Source organism: Bradyrhizobium sp. Leo78 (assembly GCF_059512425.1).
Genome location: NZ_JCAMOT010000003.1, coordinates 244,429 through 263,951, shown reverse-complemented (window position 1 = coordinate 263,951; position 19,523 = coordinate 244,429). Strand labels below are relative to the sequence as shown.

Sequence of the window (19,523 nt, the reverse complement as noted above, 5' to 3'; positions counted from 1 at the left end):
GTTAAGCCCGCAGCGATTTGCCGCGTTCATCGAACCGATGCAGGCGGCCGGGATCCGGCGACAGCAGGACACGGTCGCCGGCGCTCAAATCGAGCTCGCCGACGTGGCGCGCGGTGAGTGTTCCGATTGCGCCAGCGTCGACATAGAGAAAGGTGTCGCTGCCGAGATGCTCGGCGACCATGATGCTTCCCGGCCATCCCTCGCCGTCGCGCGCGATTTTCAGGTGCTCGGGGCGAACGCCAATGGTGGCCGCGTCATGGCGGCCTGCGACCTCGCCGGAGATGAAGTTCATTTTCGGCGAGCCGATGAAGCCGGCGACGAACAGATTGGCCGGCTTTTCGTAGAGTTCGAGCGGCGTCCCGTATTGCTCGATCTTGCCGCCATTGAGCACCACAATCTTGTCCGCCATTGTCATCGCCTCCACCTGGTCGTGCGTGACATAGATGGCCGTCGTGCCAAGCTGCTTCTGCAGCCGCGTGACCTCCAGGCGCATCTGCACGCGCAGCGCGGCGTCGAGGTTGGACAGCGGTTCGTCGAACAGAAACGCCTTCGGCTCACGGACGATGGCGCGCCCGATCGCGACGCGCTGGCGCTGGCCGCCCGACAATTCGCGCGGCTTTCTATCGAGATACGGCGTCAGATTAAGGGTCGCTGCCGCGGCCTCCACCTTCCGGTTGATCTCGGCTTTCGGCAGACCCGCCATCTTCAGGCCGAAGGCGATGTTGCCGCGCACGCTCATATGCGGATAGAGCGCATAGGATTGGAAAACCATCGACAAGCCGCGCTTGGCAGGCGGAACGTCAACGACGTTTTTGCCGTCGATCAGGATATTGCCGCCGCTGACGTCCTCGAGCCCGGCGATCAGGCGGAGAAGAGTGGTCTTGCCGCAGCCGGAGGGGCCGACGAAAACGACAAAGGAACCATCCGAGATATCCAGATCGGCGCCCTTGATGATGTGAACGGGCCCGAACGATTTCTGGACATTCTGAAGCGTGATCTGACCCATGGCTCCAGCCTTTCCGTTTTACTTGACCGCGCCAAAAGTCAGGCCGCGGACGAGCTGGCGCTGGCTGAACCAACCGAGCACCAGGATCGGCGCGATCGCGAGCGTGGAAGCGGCCGAGAGCTTGGCCCAGAACAGCCCCTCGGGACTCGAATAGGACGCGATGAACACGGTCAGCGGCGCGGCCTGCAGCGTCGAGAGGTTCAACGTCCAGAACGCCTCGTTCCAGGCGAGGATTAAATTCAAGAGCAATGTTGATGCGAGCCCCGGTACGGCCATCGGCGTCAGCACATAGACGAGTTCGCGGCTGATCGTTGCTCCGTCCATGCGTGCGGCTTCGAGGATGTCCTTTGGGATTTCCTTGAAATAGGTAAACAGCATCCAGATCACGATCGGCAGATTGCCGAGGCAGAGGATGAAGACGAGACCAGTCAAAGTATCGAGCAAGCCGAAATCGCGGTAGATCAGGTAGATCGGCACCAGCACGCCGACCGGCGGCATCATCTTTGTCGATAGCATCCAGAGCAGCACATCCTTGGTGCGTTTGGTCGGCGAGAACGCCATCGACCACGCGGCGGGAATCGCAATCAGCAGCGCGATCAGCGTCGAGCCGCCTGCCACAATGATGGAGTTGAGCGCATGATGGACATAGTCGCTGCGCTCCTGCACGGCGGCATAATTTTCCGTGGTCCAGTGAAAGAACAGGAATTTTGGCGGTATGGCGAAGGCATCGAGTTCGGTCTTGAAGCTCGCCAACACCATCCACAGGATCGGGAAGAAGATCAGGAAGCCGACCAGCCACGCCGCAATGGTCGAGACCGCCACATGCCTGCTTGTTGCCATCCGCGCCATGCGTCAGGCCTCCAAATTCCGGCCGACGATCCTGACCAGGAAGAAAGCCACGATGTTGGCGATTACCACTGCCACCAACCCGCCCGCGGAGGCACCGCCGACATCATACTGGATCAGCGCCTGCGAATAGATCAGGAAGGCGATGTTGGTGGTCTGCAATCCCGGCCCTCCGCCGGTGGTGACGAAGATCTCGGCGAACACGGTCAGAAGGAAAATCGTCTCGATCAGGATCACGACAGTGATCGGTCGGGCCAGATGCGGCAGCGTGATGTAGATGAAGGTCGACAGCGCGCCGGCGCCGTCCATCTCAGCCGCCTCCTTCTGCTCCTCATCGAGAGATTGCAGCGCTGTCAGAAGGATCAGCGTTGCAAACGGCAGCCATTGCCAGGAGACGATCAGGATGATTGCGAATAGCGGTACGTCGTTGAACCAGTCGATCGGTGGCGCGCCGAACAGCTTTGCGATCCAGGCGAACAGGCCTGACACCGGATGCATCAGAAGGTTCTTCCAGATCAGCGCGCTGACCGTCGGCATCACGAAGAATGGCGCGATCACCATCAGCCGCACGATGTTGCGGCCGATGACCGGCTGGTCGAGCAACAGCGCGAGCGGAATTCCAAGCAGGATGGTCAGTCCAAGCACGGACCCGACCAGAACCAGTGTGTTCTGCAGCGAAGCGAGGAAAGCCGGATCGGTCAGGAAATAGCGAAAATTCTCAAAGCCAACGAACTGAGCGGATTCGGAGTCGAGCAGATTGTAACGCAGCAGCGAGAAATAGATCGTCAGCGCCAAGGGGACGATCATCCAGATGAACAGCAGCGCGACCGCTGGCGTCAGCAGCATCCGTGCGAGCAGTTGCGTTTGTCGGGTCCCGGTTCCCGTTTCCGTCGACTGCAAAGCCGGTGCAGCCATCCGGTGCAAGCTGCCGGATGGCTGCGAGGGGCTTAGCTCGGGAGTCTGAGCCAAGGGAGCCACCTATTTGATGTAGCCGGCGCGCTTCATTTCCCGCTCCGTCGACGCCTGCGCCGCCGACAACGCCGCGTCCACGCTGGTCGAGCCCGACAGCGCCGCGGAGAACTGCTGGCCGACCGAGGTGCCGATACCCTGGAATTCCGGGATCGCCGCATACTGCACGCCAACGTAAGGCACCGGTTGCACCGTCGGCTTGTTCGGATCGGCGGCATCGATCGACGCCAGCGTCAATTTGGCGAACGGCGCGACTTTCAGGTAGTCAGCGTTCTGGTACAGCGACGTTCGCGTACCCGGCGGCACGTTGGCCCAGCCCTCCTTCGACGCAACCAGTTTTGCGTAGTCCTTGCCGGTCGCCCAGGCGATGAACTTTTCTGCGGCCTCGACCTTCTTGGAGCCGGCGGGAATCGCGAGGTTCCAGGCCCACAGCCAGTTCGCGTTCTTGCCAAGCCCGGCGTTCGGCGCGAGCGCAAAGCCGACCTTGTCGGCGACCGTGGAGTCCTTTGGATTGGTCACAAACGACGCCGCAACCGTTGCATCGATCCACATCGCGCATTTGCCGGCATTGAACAGCGCCAGGTTTTCGTTGAAGCCGTTCGAACTGGCGCCGGGAGGCCCCGCCTCCTTCATCAGATCGACATAGGTTGCCAGTGTCTTCTTCCATTCGGGCTTGTCGAACTGCGGCACCCACTTCTCGTCGAACCAGCGTGCACCGTAGGAATTGGCCATGGCGGTGAGAAACGCCATGTTCTCACCCCAGCCGGCCTTGCCACGCAGGCAGATGCCGTAAACGCCGGCCTCCTTATCGGTCAGCTTCTTGGCCGCACTGACCACGAAATCCCAGCTCGGATTTTCGGGCATGGTAAGCCCGGCCTTCTGGAACAGGTCGGTGCGATACATGGTCATCGAGCTTTCGCCATAGAACGGCGCCGCATAAAGCTTGCCGGAGACGGACACCGCGTCCTTGATCCTCGGCAAGAGATCGGCGACGTCGTAGTCGGCGCCGAGCTTGTCGAGCGGCACCAGCCAGTTCTTCTTGGCCCAGATCGGCACCTCATAGGTGCCGATGGTCAGGACGTCGAACTGGCCGCCCTTGGTCGCGATATCGGTGGTGACGCGCTGGCGCAGCACGTTCTCCTCGAGCGTCACCCATTTGACCGTGATGTCCGGATTTTTGCTGGTGAAGTCGCTCGTCAATCCCTGCATGCGGATCATGTCGCCGTTGTTGACGGTGGCAATCGTCAGGGCGGTCTGGGCGAGTGAGGGAGTTGAGAGCAAGAGCGCAGCCGCGCCCAGAAGGGCGCCATGGACGTTTTTCACGGTAACCTCCCATCATCGCGTTTGAGCATATGCCCACGCGTTGGGCGTATGTTCACATCAACGTTTCAGCTTGTCAAGCTGACGCACGCGATCCGGCTGCCCGCAGCGCCGGAGAGAAAATCCGCCTTGTTCAGGAAGGCACGACGATCGTGCCGGCGCTATCGATCGAGGATAGCCCGGGCCGTTGCTTCGTCGGTGATGAGACCGTTGACGAGGCGCCCGATCAGCGCGGCGCTAATCGCCGGAACCTTGGCCTGCCCGATCGCCGCGGCGATCGTAGTGGTCCGCGCCGGCACTTGCGGGGGGATACTGGTCAACCGCTTGTTCGTGCCCCCCTTGATGAGCCGGCCCTTGGCGTCATAGGCCCAACCCGTGACTTCGCCGATGGCGCCAAGCCGCATCATCTCGAACAGCTCTTCGCGGCTGACGAAGCCGTCAACATGCACCTGGGCCTTCTGGTCCATCTGACCGATGCCGATGAGACGCAGGTCGGCTCTCGCGGCAATCGCCTGGATCTTGGCGATTGGCTCGATCCGGTTCATGCGGTTGCGCTCGTCTTCCGTCGACATCAGGAATGGCAGTGGCATCGGATAGTGGCGGGCACCGGTGCGATCGGCAAGGCGTCCCACCGTATCGAAGAAGCTCGCCGAGCCGTCGGCCGAGATGTTTCCGACCAGCGAGACGATCTGGTGATTCGGCCGCTCGATCGGCGTGACTCGCTCCACTGCAGCGCGCACCGCGCGCCCGGTGCCCAATGCGACAATGACCGGGGTTTCCAGGCGCAGGGTTGAGTCCAGCAGGTTGGCGCAACGTTCCGCGATGCCGGCGGTGGAATGCGGCGATGCCGGGTCCGACGGCACCACCTCGCAGTGAACGAGATCGAAGCGATCCTTGAGCTTCGACGCCAGTTCCATGCATGCGGCAATAGGATGTTCGAGGCGGAAGGTGATCAGGCGTTCTGCGAGGCAAAGCGATACCAGACGCTGCGCGGACGCGCGCGAGACCTGCAGCATCTTGGCGATCTCATCCTGCGTATGGCCGGCGATGAAATAGAGCCAGCCGGCGCGCGCGGCGTCGTCAAGACGGGATTTCTCGTTCTCCAGTGCTGCCATGAAAGCCCGCTATCTTTCGTCCCAGAAGTCCGCCATCCGGTCAAAGACACGATCTGCGCCGGCATCGCGCAGCTTGCTATGCCGATCGCCAGACTGGTAGTGACTGCCACCGATAAAGCCCCATACGGTCATGCCGGCGGCCTTTGCTGCGGTCACGCCGCTGACACTGTCTTCGATGACAAGCGTGTGCTGCGGCGCGGCGCGCATCTGCGCAGCTGCATAGAGAAAAAGGTCGGGGGCCGGCTTGCCGCGCGCCACCATCTGCGCCGTGTACACCCTGTCGCCGAAATGCGGCGCCAGACCGGTCAATACCAGCGAAAGCGATACCCGGTCGAGATCGCTGGACGATGCAACACAAAACGGCATTTGCAGGCTGGAGATCAATGACCCCACTCCAAGGACAGGTCGCAGCGAACGCCTGAACCGTTGGAGCACCCGCGCCTTCAACGCGACCAGAAAGTTCTCGGGAACGAGGCGTTGGTCCGCCTGGTAGTGTTGCAGGATGGCCGTCGTGCTGCGGCCAAGAAACAGTTCGAGGGCATCGTCCCTGCTGAGCTCGATGCCGAATTCGCCAAGCACCTCTGACAGGCACTGACAGCTCAATATCTCACTGTCCACGAGGACGCCGTCGCAGTCGAAGATGACCAGATCAGGCTTTAGTCGGCTGGGTTCCATCCCATAATAGGATCATATGCTCATCAGTTGAGCAATAGCCCACCGACCCACCTGAGGCGGCGCAGCAATGTGTCCGCTCCGGGATAGAGTTCAAGCAGCCGGATCCTTTTCGCAAACCCTGCTCGACTTGCCCTGTTACCCCAAAGCGCACGTGACTCGCTTACCGCGCCGTTGACCGTGAAGCACAACGCCAGGAGCGCGGCGACCGCCAGATCGGCGGGCGCAACTACGCGCGGCAGACCGCAAGCAGGACGTCCCGAGGCCGAGCTCTAGAATCCGAATAGTTTTGCCGGATTGTGAACAAGGATCTTTTCCAAGATCGTCTCCTCAGGCGCATACTTGTACATGAGTTCGAGCAGATCGGCGTCGTTGGGCGGCTGCACAACCGAAACCGGATGCGGCCAGTCGGTGGCCCAGACGCAGCGGTCCGGCGCGGCTTCGATATAGGTGCGCGCGATGGGGATGACATCTTCCCAGAGCGGACCGGCCTTCGAGGTCTTCTCCCCGAGCGACAGCATGACCCAGAAATTGCCCTTCGACAGCAGCTCAAGCATCTTCTGCAGATTCGGATCGTTCTTGCCGCGGGTCGGGTCGGGACGCGCCATGTGATCGATCAACACCGGCACGTCGAGGGATTGGTACTTCTCGACGCTGGAGATGATGCCGTCCTTCTCCGGCTGGATCTTGACGTACCAGCCGAGCTCGCGGATGCGCGCGATCGCCCGCGCAAAATCCTTGTCCGACAGCATGGCCCCTAGTTCCTGCCGGAAACTGAAGCGCGCGCCGCGGACCCCTGCCTCATGCAGCTTGGCGAGGTAGGCATCATCGGCTTCGGCAAACACCAGCGCGTTGGCGCAGCCGCGATAGTTCGGGCCCATTGCCGCGAGACCGTCGAGCACGACTGTGTGGTCCGCGCCATAGGTCGTGGTCTGCACGATCACGCCGCGCTCGATCCCGAGCGCCTTGTGCATCCGCAGCGCCGCCTCCCAGGTTGCGGTCGGCATCTGATAGGCAGCGCCCGGACGTACCGGATATTTCTCCAGCGGCCCCAGCACGTGAAACTGGCTGTCGACAGTCTTTGGCGGCGGCAGTTTCGAAGGCCGGCGCGGATTTGGATCGAAGGGCAAGTAGGTCGGCACGGCAAACTCCTTAGTCAATCACGGCGGTGAAATCGCACTGCACCAGCGCGCCGCCTTCCATGTCCATCGGCAGCGCATGACGCGCCGGGCGTGAGTGTTCGTCGGGAAACATCTTCAGCCACTCGGCATTGACAGGCCCGCGCTGCGAACGGTCCTTGAGCCAGACCGTCATCTTGATGATGTCGTCGGTGCTGCCACCGGCAGCCTCGACGGTCGCCTTCATATGCGCGAACATGTTGGCGCATTGCGCTTCCAGGCTCTCCGGCATCGCTCCGGTCGCGGGATCGCGGCCGAGGATGACGCCGGACATCACGAGATTGCCGATGCGAGAGGCGTTCGGGATCGGATTGGCGTGTTTGAATCCGCCGATGTGGATGCTTCTGCGCCGTGCTTGGCCGGTCATCGCTTTCCCTCTGCTGGTCTGGTTCAGGTAAATTGACAGGACACCGAGCCGAACGGTCCGTAGTCGGCGTGGAAGGTATCGCCGCGGCGGATATCGACCGGTCGCGTAAACGATCCGGCGAGCACGACCTCACCTGCGGCCAGTTGCTCGTCATGCGGCGCCAGGCGATTGGCGAGCCAGGCGACGCCGTTGGCCGGATGGTTGAGCACGCCGGCGGCAAGCCCGGTCTCCTCGACCTGTCCATTGCGGAACAGCAGCGCGCCGATCCAGCGTAGATCCGCCTCGAGCGGCCGGAACGGACGGCCGCCGAGCACGAGAGCGGCATTGGCGGCATTGTCCGAAATCGTGTCCATGACCTTACGGGTCTGGCCGGTCTCGGGATCGACGCGATGCATGCGGGTCTCGAGGATTTCGAGCGCGGGCGTCACGTAATCGGTGGCGTTGAGTACGTCGAAGATGGAGCAGTCCGGGCCACGCAGCGGCGCCTTCAGCACGAAGGCAAGCTCGACCTCGATCCGCGGCGCATGGAAGCGATCGAACGGGATCGCGCTCGCATCCGGATAGAACATGTCGGCGAACAGAACGCCATAATCGGGCTCGGCGATGCCGACCGCGTTCTGCATCGCTTTCGAGGTCAGGCCGATCTTGTGGCCCTTGATGACGCGGCCACGATCGAGCTGCAGACGCGTCCAGGCGCGCTGGATCGCATAGGCATCCTCGATCGTGAGATCGGAATGCTCGCGCGTGAACATGGTGATGAGTGTCTTGGTCCGTTCGGCCTCGTCAAGCCGCTCTGCGAGGTGCCGGATGATGGAGGGATCGAGCATGGCGCTATTGCTCCGCAACCACCGCGTTGCGCAGCACGCCGATCCGCGACGACTCCACCTCGACCACATCACCGGGTTTGAGCCAACGCGGCGGATCGAACCGGGCGCCGGCGCCGGTCGGCGTACCGGTCGCGATCATGTCGCCGGGCTTCAGGGTCGCAAATGTGGAGAGATAGGCGATCAGGAAATCGAACGGGAACATCAGCCGCTCGGTACTGTCCTGCTGCCTGACCTCGCCATTGACGCGGGTGATAATGTCGTGCGGTCCTCGCGGATCGCATTCATCCGACGTCACAATCCAGGGGCCGATGCTGCCGGAGCGATCGAAATTCTTGCCCTGCGTGACGTTGAACTTGCCATGATGCAGCCAGTCTCGCACACTGCCCTCGTTGCACAGCGTCATGCCGAAGATATGCGAGAAGGCATCTTCGCGCGCGATGTGCCGACCCTGCTTGCCGATCACGATGACCAGTTCGCCCTCATAGTCGAGCTGGTCGGAGACTTTCGGCTTCTCGATCCCCTGCCCCGATCCGACCACCGACGAGGAATTGCGTACGAACAGGCTCGGATATTTCGGCAGGTCCGAGTTGTCCTTGTATTCGGCGTTGCGGTCCTTGTAGTTCACGCCAATGCACCAGAACTTTTCCGGCGCCAATACTGGCGGCAGCAGCGTCAATTCGTCCAGCGCATGATCGGGACGCTGGCCGGCCGAAGCCTGCCGGGCCGACGAAAGGCCATCGCGTGCGATCAGCGTCTTCAGATCGGGAAATTCTGCGCCGATCCGTACCGTCAGATCGACGACCCCATTGTCATCAGCCACACCATAATGTGGCTGGCCATTCACGAGATAGCTCAATAGTCGCATCGCATGCTTTCCTTCGGCGAGAGTTTCACGCAGTCTGGCCGCTACGCTGGGCACCGGCGGCCGCCAGTTCGCGCCCGCGCGTCTCGGGCAGGGACAGGGTCATCGCCAGGAAGATGATGATGGCGGGCACGACGATCATCATGCCGAGCGCAAGCTGGCCACCGAACCAACCGGCCGCCAGCGGAACGACGATCGGCGCAAAGCTGCCGATGCCGCGGCCCGCCATGTAGATGAAGGATACCGCGGTCGAGCGCACTTCGATCGGATAGATTTCCGACAGCCAGGTGCCGACCACGCCGAGCGCCGAGTTGCCGATCACGAAGGCGATGTAAACCCAGAACATCGGGAAGCCAAACAGACTGCCGGCGAACCTGTCATGCGCAAAGACATAGAGGCCGCAGGCCATCGCGCCCCACGCAAGACCCGGCAACAGCGCGCCGAACCGCCGGCCGAAGGCGTCGTTGAGCAGGCCCATGCTGATATACGAGCAGCCGCCGACGACGGAGGCGATCACCGAGATGTTGCGCACGACTTCAGGCGGCGCACCGAGCGACTTCTGCATCAGTGTCGGCATGAAGACGACGATCCCGTAGTAGCAGAACATGTAGGCCATCATCCACGCCAGGCACATCAGCGAGATCGGCAGCAACCGGCCCTGGAACATCAGCAGCATCGTATTGGTGGTCTTGACCTTGCGCTCGACCAAGCCGCTCTTGCGCGCGCGATCGAACTGCAGCCACGCCTTGGATTCCGGCATGAAGAAGCGGATGAAGATCATCAGCAGGATCGGCGAGCCACCGGTCAGGAGCGCAATGCGCCATCCCCATTCCACGCTGAACGACGTGGTGGCCCAGACCCCGATGATCGAGGCGCCGGCGCTCGCGACGACCGCGCTGCCCTGGATGAAGGCGCTGCCGATACCGCGCCGATCCTTGTTCCAGGCCTCATTGAACAGCACCATGCCGGCGCCCCATTCGCCGCCGAGCCCGATGCCGGTGATGAAGCGGAGCAATGCCAGGCTCCAATAGTCCCAGGCGAACGCCGATGCGATCGACCCGGCGGCGAACACGCCGAGCGTGAGCTGCAGTGCCTGCTTGCGGCCAATGCGGTCGCCGAGCCAGCCGAATAGCGCGCCGCCGATCACCGACCCGATCAAGGTCAGGCTCGTCACGCTCGCGACCTGGGTCAGCGAAATGCCTAGCGACGACTGTATCGAGCTCATCAGGAACGGCATGATGAGCACGTCGTAGAGATCGAGCGCAAAGCCCAGCATGCAGGAGAAGATGATCGCGGCGCGCTCGCCGGTCGTGTAGCTGCCGATTGCGGAAAGCGAGGATTGTTCGGTCATATCTGTCTTACTGGTATACGATCTCAATCGGTCGACTTCGGTGCCTGGAACACGGCGCGCAGGGTGACGATCTCTCCGAGCCGGGCATAACGTGGGCCTGCGATACGCGCGATCGGATCAAGCGCCTCGGTTTCCACCTTGCCGTTGTTCACGAGCCCATCCCGGAGATGGAACATCAGGACCTCGCCGACAATCAGCCGGCTGCGAGCCTCGCCGAATTCGAGACATTGGCGAAACCGGCATTCCATGGCGACCGGCGGCGCGGCGAGCCGCGGCACCTTGATGCGTTCGCTCGGCACGGTCTCGAGCTTGAGCAATTCGACTTCGCTCACCTCGGGCGGATGCTCGACCGAACTCTCATGCAACGCCGTCATCAGCGGCGTGTCGGCGATGTGAATGACGTATTCTTCGGTATCGAGAATATTATGCGCGGTGTCCTTGTAGACGCCGGCCTTGCGGCCGATGCTGATGGCGAGCATCGGCGGCTTCTGCGAGACAAAGGTGAAGGCGCTGAAGGGGGCGAGATTGAGCACACCTTTGCGCGACATGCTGGTCACCCAGGCGATCGGCCGCGGCACGACGATGCCGGTCATCAGCCGGTAGATGCGTTCCGCGCCGAGTTCTGAGGGGTCAATCTGCATGCTGCCTCGAAGCTTGACTGGCGTATGCGCGCCGGCCTCAATCGGCCCGGATGTTCGCCTTGCGGACGATGGGAATCCACTTGGCGTCTTCGCGTGTCAAATAGGCCGTGAACTCCACAGGTGACATCGCGACGGCCTCGGCGCCGAGCTTGTCGAATTTCTCGACGACCGCGGGATCCTTCAGGATCTCCGCCATGGAGTCGTGCAGCTTCGTTACGATCGCGTCAGGCGTACCGGCCGGCGCGAACAGGCCGGTGAAGGTCTGCGCATCGAAATCCTTGTAGCCGAGTTCGGCGAAGGTCGGCACGTCGGGCATCGAGGCGAGGCGATGCGCGCTGGTGACTGCAAGCACACGGACCGCGCCGCTCTTGACGAAGGGCAGCGCGACGGAAACCTGGTCGAACGCAAACTGCACCTGCCCGCCGATCAAGTCATTGGTCGCCGGCGCGTTGCCACGGTAATGCACTGTGACCCATTGCAGGCCGAGCTCCGATTGCGCCAGTTCGCTGAGCAAATGATTGGTCGTCCCCGCTCCCGGGGACGCCATCGTGAGCTTGCCCGGCTCGCGGCGCGCCAGGTCAAGAAACTCCTTCAACGTCTTTGCCTGAACGGAGGGATGAACCTCGAGCACCAAGGGCGTCATCGAGATGGTCGTGATCGGGAGGAAATCCCGTTTCCAGACATAGGCCTCGCGCTTGTTGATCTCGGGGGCGAACAGCACCGGGCCGTTGGCGCCAATGAACAGCGTGTATCCATCCTTCGCCGATTTCGCGAACGCCTCGCCCGCGATCAGGCCACCGGCGCCGGACTTGTTCTCCACGATGAATGCCTGCCCGAGCCGTTGCTGCAGCTTGTCAGCTACGATGCGGGCAGCGCTGTCGACATTGCCGCCGGCGGGATATGGCACGATCAGGCGGACATTGCGCTCCGGCCATGTCTGGGCTGCGACCGGTCCAGCGACTATCGCCGCAATGGCAGCGACCGCAACAGCGAGAAACCTCATGTGACATCCTCCCAAAGCCGCGGCGGATGAGGTCTCCACCCTGTTCTTGTTGAGTGTCCGATCGGGATCGTCTAGCCGACGCCTCGATGCGATGCGAGATCATTCGGCGAGCGGGCTTTACTTGTCGACGGCTTTGCTCCAATTCTGTCCACATTATGGACAGCAAGCCATGACCACGGAACCGAGGCAAGGTGCCCAGGCGATCCGGCGAGCGCTGATGGTGCTGCGCATCCTCGCCGCTGGCAGGGAGAGCGGAGTACCGCTTACCGAAGTGGTGCAGGCGACCGGGCTGACGCGGCCGACGGTGCACCGGATCGTTCACGTGCTGATCGAGGAAGGCATCGTCGAACGGCACGAGAAGACCGGCCGCTATGCGATCGGCGGACAGGTGCCGGAATTGGCGCTGGCGCGCCCCTCGCGTTCACCCCTGCTTGCCGCGGCGGACGATATCCTGGCGCGAACCTCGCAGCGGGTCGGCGACACGTTATTCCTGACGGTACGTACCGGCAATGATACGCTGTGCGTCGATCGCAGGATCGGCTCCTATCCGATCCAGGTGCTGTCGATCGAAGTCGGCGCCAGACGTCCGCTCGGCGTCAGCAGTGCAGGTGTTGCGATTCTTGCCGCGATGCCGACGCCCGACGCCCGCAAGATCGTGACTGCCAATGAAGTGCGGTTTGCCGGGTATCGCACCAGCGTGGCGACGGTGCTTTCACAAATCGCCTTGGCTAAGCGCAGAGGCTATAATCTGCGCGAGGCCGGTCTGGTGCAGGGAACGAAATCGCTGTCCACCTGGATCAAGACCCCCGATCGCCAGCCGGCCGCGGCGATCACCGTATCAGCCGTTCGCACGAGACTCGGACCGCGCCGAGAGCAAGAGGTCGCCGAGATTTTGCTGGAGGCGGCACTCGCGATCGAGAAGAAAATTGAGTCTCTCCCTTAGAGGAACTTGACCAGACTCATCTGGTAAAGCATCGATGTCGTTTGATAAGACGCCTGCAGTGCAGTCTGCAGTGCCAGGATTTTGGTCGCGACTTCGTCGTCATTGATGCCTTCGATAGAATCCAGCATCGTTTGCGCCATCGCCTTGGTCTGAACCTGCCGATCGGTGGCCGCTTTGATCGAGCCCTGCGCGCCGGCGAAGTCGGCCTGGATATTTTCAATCGTCTGGGTCCCCGGCACCGTCGCCAAACTGTTTGCGACGCGCTGGTTGAGCGCAGTGACCTGGGCATTGGCATAGGGGTCCGTCGCCGACGTGGTTACGGCCGCGAATACTGCCACCGTCTGCAGTTGCGACCGCAATGCCGGTTCGTCGGCTCTGGCGCCATACTGCACCGTGATGGATGTATCGATCTGGGCTACTGCCGATCCGCGCGCCGGTCCGTTCGCCGCAGTATTCTGTTCGCCGTTGTACCAGATCACGGTGTTGTCGGGAGTGCCGGCCACAAGCGTGGTGGCCGACGCAAGCGGCGTCGTCCCGACGCGCAGCGGAGGTTGATCGAAAAAGTTCTCACCGGCTTCCATCGCCGACGCCGCCACCATCGGACCGTTCGCCAGATTCTTCATCGAGGTCCCGAGCGCCGTGTTCAGATTGGCCGCGGTCGCGGTGGTATCGGCACCAATCAGGAAGCTGTTGGCGGCAAGCGGCGTGGTGTTCGATGCCGTCATGACGATATCTTCCTTGGTGCCATCAGGCATGGTGAAGGTGAACTTGACCTGGTCACCCGGCTTCGGATTGGTCGCGCCAAGATCGACCGACATGGACTTCTGCACCGGTGTCGCCGGCGGCGCCGGCGGAACAGTCGCGGGCAGGTCGACGGGCTGGGTGACAGTAGCGCCCGTTATATTTGTAGATACGCCGGTGAGCTTGATCCCGAACGGCTGCGCCTGCTGCGGAGGCGCCGGTGTTGCATCCTCCTCGGTGAGAACAACTGAAGTTGCCGGCGTACCGACGGCACTGCCGACGCGACCGTTCTGATTGACACCGAGATCAGCGATCTTTCGCTCGGCGATGACCTGCTTCAGTCCGGCGACCTGCGCGCCACGACCGTTCATGATCTCATCGGCCGATGCCACAGGGGCGGTATCCGTAGCACGGCCGGAAAACAGATAGCGATCGCCTGACTTCGCGTTGAGCATGTCGACTGAATCGGTGAAGTCGAGCAATGCGGTCTTCTGCCCCGAGGTATGACCCGCATCGTCGAGATCCGAGCTTGCGCTGACGGCGGCGCCCTTCACTTCCGACCCGATCTTCACCAACTGCTGCAGTGAAAGGTTAGTGACACCAATGCGCGTGTTCAGATTGGTCGCAGTATCGGAATAGGCTCCTATCCCTGTGATCTGCGCGCGTAGCGCGATCGCAAGGCTGCGACCACTACCCTGCCCCGCGTAAGTATTGGAGATCTTGCCGGACGCGAGTTGCTGCGTCAGCGTATCAAGCTGACTGCGCAAATCGAGAATGCCCGAGCCGATGTAGGATGTGCGTTGACTAACCCCGGATATCGTCATTGCTGCCTCACAATACCTGCATCAGGGTTTTGTACATGTCGTTGACCGCCGACATCACGCGCGCGTTTGCCGAATAAGCATTCTGTAACGACAAGAGATGCGCCATCTCTTCATCCATGTTCACGCCCGAGGACGTCGACATCTTCTGCTGGAGCGTACTGAGCACGACGTTCTGACCATCGGCAAGCTGCTTCGCCGCGTCGGCGTCCGCCCCCTGCTGACTGGTGAATTGCCGCATGAAGCTGAGCAGCGTGCCCTTGAACGGTGCGCTCGCACTACCAACCCCGCTCTGCGCACCGAACGTGTAACTCGCGTTGCTTAGCTGATTGAGGATGAACGAGGGCCGTGTGGTGTCTCCTGCGGGCGTCGAACTCCCGTACGTCACGAGCTTGGCAGGATCGTTGATGAGCGCGCTGTTGACCGTCAGGCGTCCGGCAAGACCCGTTATCTGAGATCCGGACGCGCTGATCGCACCGCTGTAAGGTGCCCCGCTGTCAGTGAAGAGGGCGATCTGCGGGCTGCCATCGTTCAACGCATTCGGGTTCTTGGTGACCGTAACCGAAGCGCTATCGATCCGGGCGAAAGCGGGATTGCTCAGAACGCTCAGCGATGTGCTTGTTCCGCTGAATGTGACGCTGCCGCCCAGTGCAGCATTGAGCTGATCGAGCACCGACGAGAACGATCCGGAGAAATCGATCCCGATCACCTGATCATTCGGATTCGCGGTCGTATCGTTCGACAACGGCAGCACGCCGGGGTCATCAACGCGCACGAAGGAGATTTCGCGCTGCTGATTGGTCGCCGCATCAGTGTAAGTGAGATGGATGACGTTGCCGGATTTCATGCCCGAGATATCGAGCGCAAACCCCGAAGGCGTTCCGGCCGGGACTGGCGAGCCCGTTATCGGCGTGCCCATTGTTGTCTGATCGGACAACGCGCTCGACAACGACGCAGCAAACTGGTCGAGCTGGTTCTGTGCCGTGACTAACGTCTTGTCTCGTAGCTCGGTATAAGCCGCGATCTTGCCCGATTTGATCGCACCGGTAGCCGTGAGATCGATCGATGCGCCGCTGCCCGGAAACTCAAGTACGACGGAGCCAAGCTGGCTCTGATTAGGATCGCTGCTCCACGTTGTATTTGCACCAACGGTGGCCTGAGCATTGAACGACAGGGTCGCGGCTTCGTTACCCACGAGCTGGATGCCGGAGCCAGTAAAAACTGTGACCTGGTTGACGCTATTGGTCGTGACACGGATGTCCATCAGCTCTGAAAGCTGATTCACATATTGATCGCGTTGATCGAGCAATGCGGCGGTCGACGCATCGGTAGACGTGCCGCCGGATGGATTAGCCATCAATTTGTTGTTGATTGACGCTATCTGCTTGAGCAGATTGTTCGCCGTCGTGACCGAGTCCTTGATGCCGGTCTCTGCGGTCCCGCGCAAGGTTTGAATACCTTGCGTCATCGAGTTCAGTTGTTGCGTCAGCGTCGACGCCGCGTTGAGAACGCCTATTCGGGCCGACTGGCTGTCAGCGCTGGTATTGAGCGCCTGCAGCGCTGTCGTGAGGTTGTTAAATGCGCTCTCCAGCGTTCCGATTGAACCCGGATCTCCATAGAGGCTTTGCAGTTGCTGCAGAACGTTCGAGCGAAGCGAGGCGTACGACGCGCCCGACGTTTCCGTGCGCAACTGCGCCTGCACATATTGATCGAGTTCACGATTGATCCCGGCGACGACAACGTTGCTGCCATGCGCACCGGCATAGGATGTGACCTGGTCGACCGTCTTGCGAACGTAGCCGGGCGTTTCCGCATTGGCGACGTTCGACGAGACCAGCGAAATCGCTGCCTGATTGGCGCGAAGGCCGGACATGGCGATGGCGAGGGCGTCATTCAGACTCATGACAAGACTACTCTCAAGCGGTTACGTACGAGCCCGGTGTCAATTACCGCATCACGTTGAGGAGATCCTGGACCATCGTGTTCGTTGTCGTGATCACCTTGGTGTTTGCGGAATAGGCCTGCTGCGTCACGATCAATTTCGTGAATTCGTCGGCGATATCCGTGTTCGAAGATTCAAGCGACGAGCCCGAAATGCTCCCGCCTTTTCCATAGAGCGCGTCGCCGGATTCGTTGGTCACTTCAAAGGCGCCGCCGTCGACGCGCTTCAGGAAGTTGGCGCCGTTGAAGGTGGCAATGGAGACCTCCGCAAGATCGATGGTGCGGCCGTTCGAGTAGGTGCCGACGACACGTCCCTCGTCGCTGACCGACACGCTTTGCAGTTGACCCGCGGCGTAACCGTCCTGCTGCAGTTGGTTCACCTGCACGTTGCCATTGGTATCCGCAAACGACGTTAGTCCGCCGGTGCCAAATGCCATTGTGACGTTACCCAGGCTGGTCCCATCCACGGTAAGCCCGGCCAGCGTGATCTGACTGACCACCGGCTGCATCTGCCCGTTCGGACCAAACTTGAAGTCCGTTCCGACGTTCTGCCAGGCGACGGTGTTTCCGGTCGCGTTGGAATTGACCTGGTAGAATAGGTTCCAGGTGTCCGTCCCACCCATGGTGGACGATTCGACCTTGGCCCATCGGAACTGCAGGTTCACCGGAGCGCCGTTGCCGTCATACACGGTCCTCGCGCCCCCGCTTATCGACTCATCCAGAAAGGCTTGCTTGTCGCTGCCAATGACGACGCCGGTGCCGGCTGTCCCGCCGCCCGCACGCATCCCGACAACGGTGCCCGAGAAGCCCAGCGCTTGAAACGCTGCGACAGCCGATGCGGATGAACCTGCGGCCAGGCTGAAGTCATTTGCCGTACCCGTATTCAAGGTGATTGCGCCGGTGCTCGACACGCTGGACGCCGGTGATGGCGAAGCATTGCCTGTGAGACCGTCAATTGTGGTTAAAAGGCTTCCAACCGTCGCGGTGGAGAGATCGACAAAGGTCGTGCCAGCGACAGGCGCGGGCGCGGCTCCAGTATAGAATGAGATCGTGTTGGTTGTCGTGACACCGCCCGTGGTGGTCTTCAGCACCAGAGTGTCACCGCTGGCAAAGCCCGCCGTGAGCGAATCCGTGCCCGCCGCACTCACGAGGGACGTTGCTGCGGAAATGGGTTTCGCGATCGTCTCGAGGTTGTTCCGCGCATTACCGGTCACGGGTGTATTGGCAAACGGCGTCGCGGCCGTTCCAAGGGTTCGTGGATTGGATATGAAATCGGCGGGCCTCAGCAATTCCGAGCCTGGCACTGACGCTTGGCGCTTGGCTGTCAGCGGGGTGCTGGCGAGATTGGCGCGATAGTCGATCTTGGTGGTTGCTTGCGACGGCAGGAAATCGTTCTGGAACCTCAGGACTTCCGGCGTACTTCCGGCGGGATTTCCGGTCGTCGGATCAATCTTCACGCCCTCGAGATAATAGCCTGCACCGTTAACGAGGTATCCGTTTTGGTCCAGCGTAAAGTCGCCGCGCCTTGTGTACCGGTTGACGCCGTCGAATATCGGCTGGTTGTCGGACATGCTGCCCGGCTTTTGCACGGCGAAGAAGCCGTCGCCGTTGATCGCCATGTAGGTGGAGACCGAAGCCGACTGAACCGAGCCGGCAATCGTGTTGGTGCTGCGCGAGTTCGCAACCACGCTTCCGGCGAGCTGTGCGTTCGTGCCAGTGTCGGGAATGAGATCAAGGAAGCTGGTGTCGATCCGCTTGAAGCCGGTCGTCTGCGAGTTCGCAATGTTACCGGAAATGTTTTCCAGCGCGTACGAGTTTGCCCGCAGTCCGGCGACGGACGTGGTCAGGGCGCCGAAGATACCCATTACATCATCTCCAATTGGATCCGGGCGGCCGCCGGGATGTTTTGGGTGTCATGGCCGCAACCGCTGCGATCGTTGCAAGCCGCCTGCCAACGAAAAAGCACAATGAAGTCAGATAGGTAAATCTGCGAGATACCGGCGAAGCCGGATCAAAATTGCCGGACCGAGCAACTTTTGCCGACCTGTTCGCGTGTCGTGAATGCGACGTCCCTTGCCGGGGATGTCGTATTCCCGAGGTCAATTGACTGTAGCGAAGCCGAGCGAGTCGCGGACGGCCGGCTCAATGCGTTCTGGCGTCCACGGCGGATCGAACGTCATCTCGACATCGACCGAGCCGACGCCCGGCACCTCCGCGACACAGCTCGTCACGCCTTCTTGCAGGAAACCGGTCGCGGGGCATCCTGGGGTGGTCGCCGTCATTGTGATGCGGACGGCGTCTCCGACGACCGAGATGTCATAGACGAAGCCGAGATCGACGATGTTGTGACCGAGCTCGGGATCGATCACGACACGCAGCGCGTCCCGAATCCGGCTGGCGAGTTCGCTTGTCATGACGGAGCCCTCACCGTCAGTTCGTAGGTCGCGCCATCAGGCGTGAACCCGCCGAGCCAGCGATATCCACGCTTCTCGAGCTGCGGGAACAGAAAGACGGGCTCGCGGCGCAGCAGCGCGGAAAGAGTCTCGCCGGGACCCAGTTTCTCGGCGGCCGCAAGGATCCGGACCATAGGCTCAGGAGGATCGAGATCGCGATTGTCGAGCTTCACGGCGGGCTCCGGCCAATTGTCGAAGCTCGGCGTTCCGCTCGGAGCGGCCGTGTTCTCCGTCGCCTCCGCCGGCGTGAACAGAACTTCCCATTCGCCGCCGTCGAGCGCGCGCTCGGAATGCATGAACCCTCTCTCTGCCATCACGGCGAATAGCGGGATCGGCTTGAACGTGGCGTAAAGGCGGAGCCCCTGCCCTGGCTCCAGGCGTTCGATTGCGGCCATGATGACCGAGAACGGCTCGCCGCCGGTGCGCAGGATCGGACGGACATCTACGTCGATGTATTCGGTCATGCT

19 protein-coding genes are annotated in these 19,523 nt (G+C 61.6%); 1 reads left to right on the top strand and 18 read right to left on the bottom strand.

Annotation, left to right across the window (positions count from 1 at the left end):
• Position 1 precedes the first annotated feature (1 nt).
• The 13 genes from AC5ZG1_RS05925 to AC5ZG1_RS05865 all read right to left on the bottom strand — a co-directional run bounded on the left by AC5ZG1_RS05925 (position 2) and on the right by AC5ZG1_RS05865 (position 12,157).
• Complete coding sequence (locus tag AC5ZG1_RS05925) at positions 2-1,006, bottom strand: ABC transporter ATP-binding protein (protein ID WP_456642186.1); 1,005 nt, start codon at positions 1,004-1,006, stop codon at positions 2-4.
• A gap of 18 nt (positions 1,007-1,024) precedes the next feature.
• Complete coding sequence (locus AC5ZG1_RS05920) at positions 1,025-1,855, bottom strand: carbohydrate ABC transporter permease (protein ID WP_028162257.1); 831 nt, start codon at positions 1,853-1,855, stop codon at positions 1,025-1,027.
• Between the two features lie 3 nt (positions 1,856-1,858).
• Positions 1,859-2,767, bottom strand: a complete 909-nt coding sequence (locus AC5ZG1_RS05915) for a carbohydrate ABC transporter permease (protein ID WP_463328298.1) — start codon at positions 2,765-2,767, stop codon at positions 1,859-1,861.
• A gap of 63 nt (positions 2,768-2,830) precedes the next feature.
• Complete coding sequence (locus AC5ZG1_RS05910) at positions 2,831-4,144, bottom strand: ABC transporter substrate-binding protein (RefSeq protein WP_496132246.1); 1,314 nt, start codon at positions 4,142-4,144, stop codon at positions 2,831-2,833.
• Positions 4,145-4,302: 158 nt separating this feature from the next.
• Positions 4,303-5,256 (bottom strand): sugar-binding transcriptional regulator, encoded by a 954-nt coding sequence (locus AC5ZG1_RS05905; RefSeq protein WP_028162254.1) that lies wholly within the window; start codon positions 5,254-5,256, stop codon positions 4,303-4,305.
• 9 nt (positions 5,257-5,265) lie between these two features.
• The gene (locus tag AC5ZG1_RS05900; RefSeq protein ID WP_496132245.1) at positions 5,266-5,931 is read right to left on the bottom strand and encodes an HAD family hydrolase; all 666 of its coding nucleotides are present in this window, start codon (positions 5,929-5,931) and stop codon (positions 5,266-5,268) included.
• A 269-nt stretch (positions 5,932-6,200) separates the two neighbouring features.
• A complete protein-coding gene (locus AC5ZG1_RS05895) occupies positions 6,201-7,070 on the bottom strand; it encodes an amidohydrolase family protein (protein WP_496132244.1) in 870 nt (289 codons plus the stop codon).
• 10 nt (positions 7,071-7,080) lie between these two features.
• A complete protein-coding gene (locus AC5ZG1_RS05890) occupies positions 7,081-7,473 on the bottom strand; it encodes a RidA family protein (protein ID WP_130224030.1) in 393 nt (130 codons plus the stop codon).
• Between the two features lie 23 nt (positions 7,474-7,496).
• On the bottom strand, positions 7,497-8,300 hold the full coding sequence (gene hpaH, locus AC5ZG1_RS05885; protein ID WP_496132243.1) for a 2-oxo-hept-4-ene-1,7-dioate hydratase: 804 nt from the start codon (positions 8,298-8,300) through the stop codon (positions 7,497-7,499).
• A 4-nt stretch (positions 8,301-8,304) separates the two neighbouring features.
• Positions 8,305-9,165 (bottom strand): fumarylacetoacetate hydrolase family protein, encoded by an 861-nt coding sequence (locus AC5ZG1_RS05880; RefSeq protein ID WP_463328302.1) that lies wholly within the window; start codon positions 9,163-9,165, stop codon positions 8,305-8,307.
• 25 nt (positions 9,166-9,190) lie between these two features.
• Positions 9,191-10,513: an MFS transporter gene (locus AC5ZG1_RS05875; RefSeq protein ID WP_130224024.1), complete on the bottom strand. Its 1,323-nt coding sequence runs from the start codon at positions 10,511-10,513 to the stop codon at positions 9,191-9,193.
• A 23-nt stretch (positions 10,514-10,536) separates the two neighbouring features.
• Positions 10,537-11,154 (bottom strand): flavin reductase family protein, encoded by a 618-nt coding sequence (locus tag AC5ZG1_RS05870; RefSeq protein WP_496132242.1) that lies wholly within the window; start codon positions 11,152-11,154, stop codon positions 10,537-10,539.
• A 37-nt stretch (positions 11,155-11,191) separates the two neighbouring features.
• Positions 11,192-12,157 (bottom strand): Bug family tripartite tricarboxylate transporter substrate binding protein, encoded by a 966-nt coding sequence (locus AC5ZG1_RS05865; RefSeq protein ID WP_496132241.1) that lies wholly within the window; start codon positions 12,155-12,157, stop codon positions 11,192-11,194.
• A 169-nt stretch (positions 12,158-12,326) separates the two neighbouring features.
• Here AC5ZG1_RS05865 and AC5ZG1_RS05860 point away from each other — a divergent pair, with 169 nt between their 5' ends.
• The gene (locus tag AC5ZG1_RS05860) at positions 12,327-13,100 is read left to right on the top strand and encodes an IclR family transcriptional regulator (RefSeq protein WP_130224018.1); all 774 of its coding nucleotides are present in this window, start codon (positions 12,327-12,329) and stop codon (positions 13,098-13,100) included.
• Here AC5ZG1_RS05860 and AC5ZG1_RS05855 read toward each other — a convergent pair.
• The 5 genes from AC5ZG1_RS05855 to AC5ZG1_RS05835 form a co-directional block, all read right to left on the bottom strand.
• Positions 13,097-14,665 carry a flagellar biosynthesis protein FlgL gene (locus AC5ZG1_RS05855; RefSeq protein WP_496132240.1) on the bottom strand — a complete coding sequence of 523 codons (1,569 nt, stop codon included), beginning with the start codon at positions 14,663-14,665 and terminating at the stop codon, positions 13,097-13,099. The genes AC5ZG1_RS05860 and AC5ZG1_RS05855 overlap by 4 nt on opposite strands.
• Positions 14,666-14,672: 7 nt before the next feature.
• Positions 14,673-16,565, bottom strand: a complete 1,893-nt coding sequence (gene flgK / locus AC5ZG1_RS05850) for a flagellar hook-associated protein FlgK (RefSeq protein WP_496132239.1) — start codon at positions 16,563-16,565, stop codon at positions 14,673-14,675.
• Positions 16,566-16,608: 43 nt separating this feature from the next.
• On the bottom strand, positions 16,609-18,468 hold the full coding sequence (locus AC5ZG1_RS05845) for a flagellar hook-basal body complex protein (RefSeq protein ID WP_496132238.1): 1,860 nt from the start codon (positions 18,466-18,468) through the stop codon (positions 16,609-16,611).
• A 234-nt stretch (positions 18,469-18,702) separates the two neighbouring features.
• Entirely contained in the window at positions 18,703-19,017 is a 315-nt protein-coding gene (locus tag AC5ZG1_RS05840) for a metal-sulfur cluster assembly factor (protein WP_028162241.1), read from the bottom strand.
• Entirely contained in the window at positions 19,014-19,520 is a 507-nt protein-coding gene (locus tag AC5ZG1_RS05835) for a DUF2249 domain-containing protein (RefSeq protein WP_130224010.1), read from the bottom strand. Before AC5ZG1_RS05835 ends, AC5ZG1_RS05840 begins: the two co-directional genes overlap by 4 nt.
• Between the last annotated feature and the right edge of the window lie 3 nt (positions 19,521-19,523).

Bases quoted from the DNA above. Each gene is read 5' to 3' on its own strand.
- AC5ZG1_RS05925 (WP_456642186.1), bottom strand. From the start codon at position 1,006: ATGGGTCAGATCACGCTTCAGAATGTCCAGAAATCGTTCGGGCCCGTT.
- AC5ZG1_RS05920 (WP_028162257.1), bottom strand. From the start codon at position 1,855: ATGGCGCGGATGGCAACAAGCAGGCATGTGGCGGTCTCGACCATTGCG.
- AC5ZG1_RS05915 (WP_463328298.1), bottom strand. From the start codon at position 2,767: ATGGCTGCACCGGCTTTGCAGTCGACGGAAACGGGAACCGGGACCCGA.
- AC5ZG1_RS05905 (WP_028162254.1), bottom strand. From the start codon at position 5,256: ATGGCAGCACTGGAGAACGAGAAATCCCGTCTTGACGACGCCGCGCGC.
- AC5ZG1_RS05900 (WP_496132245.1), bottom strand. From the start codon at position 5,931: ATGGAACCCAGCCGACTAAAGCCTGATCTGGTCATCTTCGACTGCGAC.
- AC5ZG1_RS05890 (WP_130224030.1), bottom strand. From the start codon at position 7,473: ATGACCGGCCAAGCACGGCGCAGAAGCATCCACATCGGCGGATTCAAA.
- hpaH (WP_496132243.1), bottom strand. From the start codon at position 8,300: ATGCTCGATCCCTCCATCATCCGGCACCTCGCAGAGCGGCTTGACGAG.
- AC5ZG1_RS05880 (WP_463328302.1), bottom strand. From the start codon at position 9,165: ATGCGACTATTGAGCTATCTCGTGAATGGCCAGCCACATTATGGTGTG.
- AC5ZG1_RS05875 (WP_130224024.1), bottom strand. From the start codon at position 10,513: ATGACCGAACAATCCTCGCTTTCCGCAATCGGCAGCTACACGACCGGC.
- AC5ZG1_RS05870 (WP_496132242.1), bottom strand. From the start codon at position 11,154: ATGCAGATTGACCCCTCAGAACTCGGCGCGGAACGCATCTACCGGCTG.
- AC5ZG1_RS05865 (WP_496132241.1), bottom strand. From the start codon at position 12,157: ATGAGGTTTCTCGCTGTTGCGGTCGCTGCCATTGCGGCGATAGTCGCT.
- AC5ZG1_RS05860 (WP_130224018.1), top strand. From the start codon at position 12,327: ATGACCACGGAACCGAGGCAAGGTGCCCAGGCGATCCGGCGAGCGCTG.
- AC5ZG1_RS05855 (WP_496132240.1), bottom strand. From the start codon at position 14,665: ATGACGATATCCGGGGTTAGTCAACGCACATCCTACATCGGCTCGGGC.
- flgK (WP_496132239.1), bottom strand. From the start codon at position 16,565: ATGAGTCTGAATGACGCCCTCGCCATCGCCATGTCCGGCCTTCGCGCC.
- AC5ZG1_RS05845 (WP_496132238.1), bottom strand. From the start codon at position 18,468: ATGGGTATCTTCGGCGCCCTGACCACGTCCGTCGCCGGACTGCGGGCA.
- AC5ZG1_RS05840 (WP_028162241.1), bottom strand. From the start codon at position 19,017: ATGACAAGCGAACTCGCCAGCCGGATTCGGGACGCGCTGCGTGTCGTG.
- AC5ZG1_RS05835 (WP_130224010.1), bottom strand. From the start codon at position 19,520: ATGACCGAATACATCGACGTAGATGTCCGTCCGATCCTGCGCACCGGC.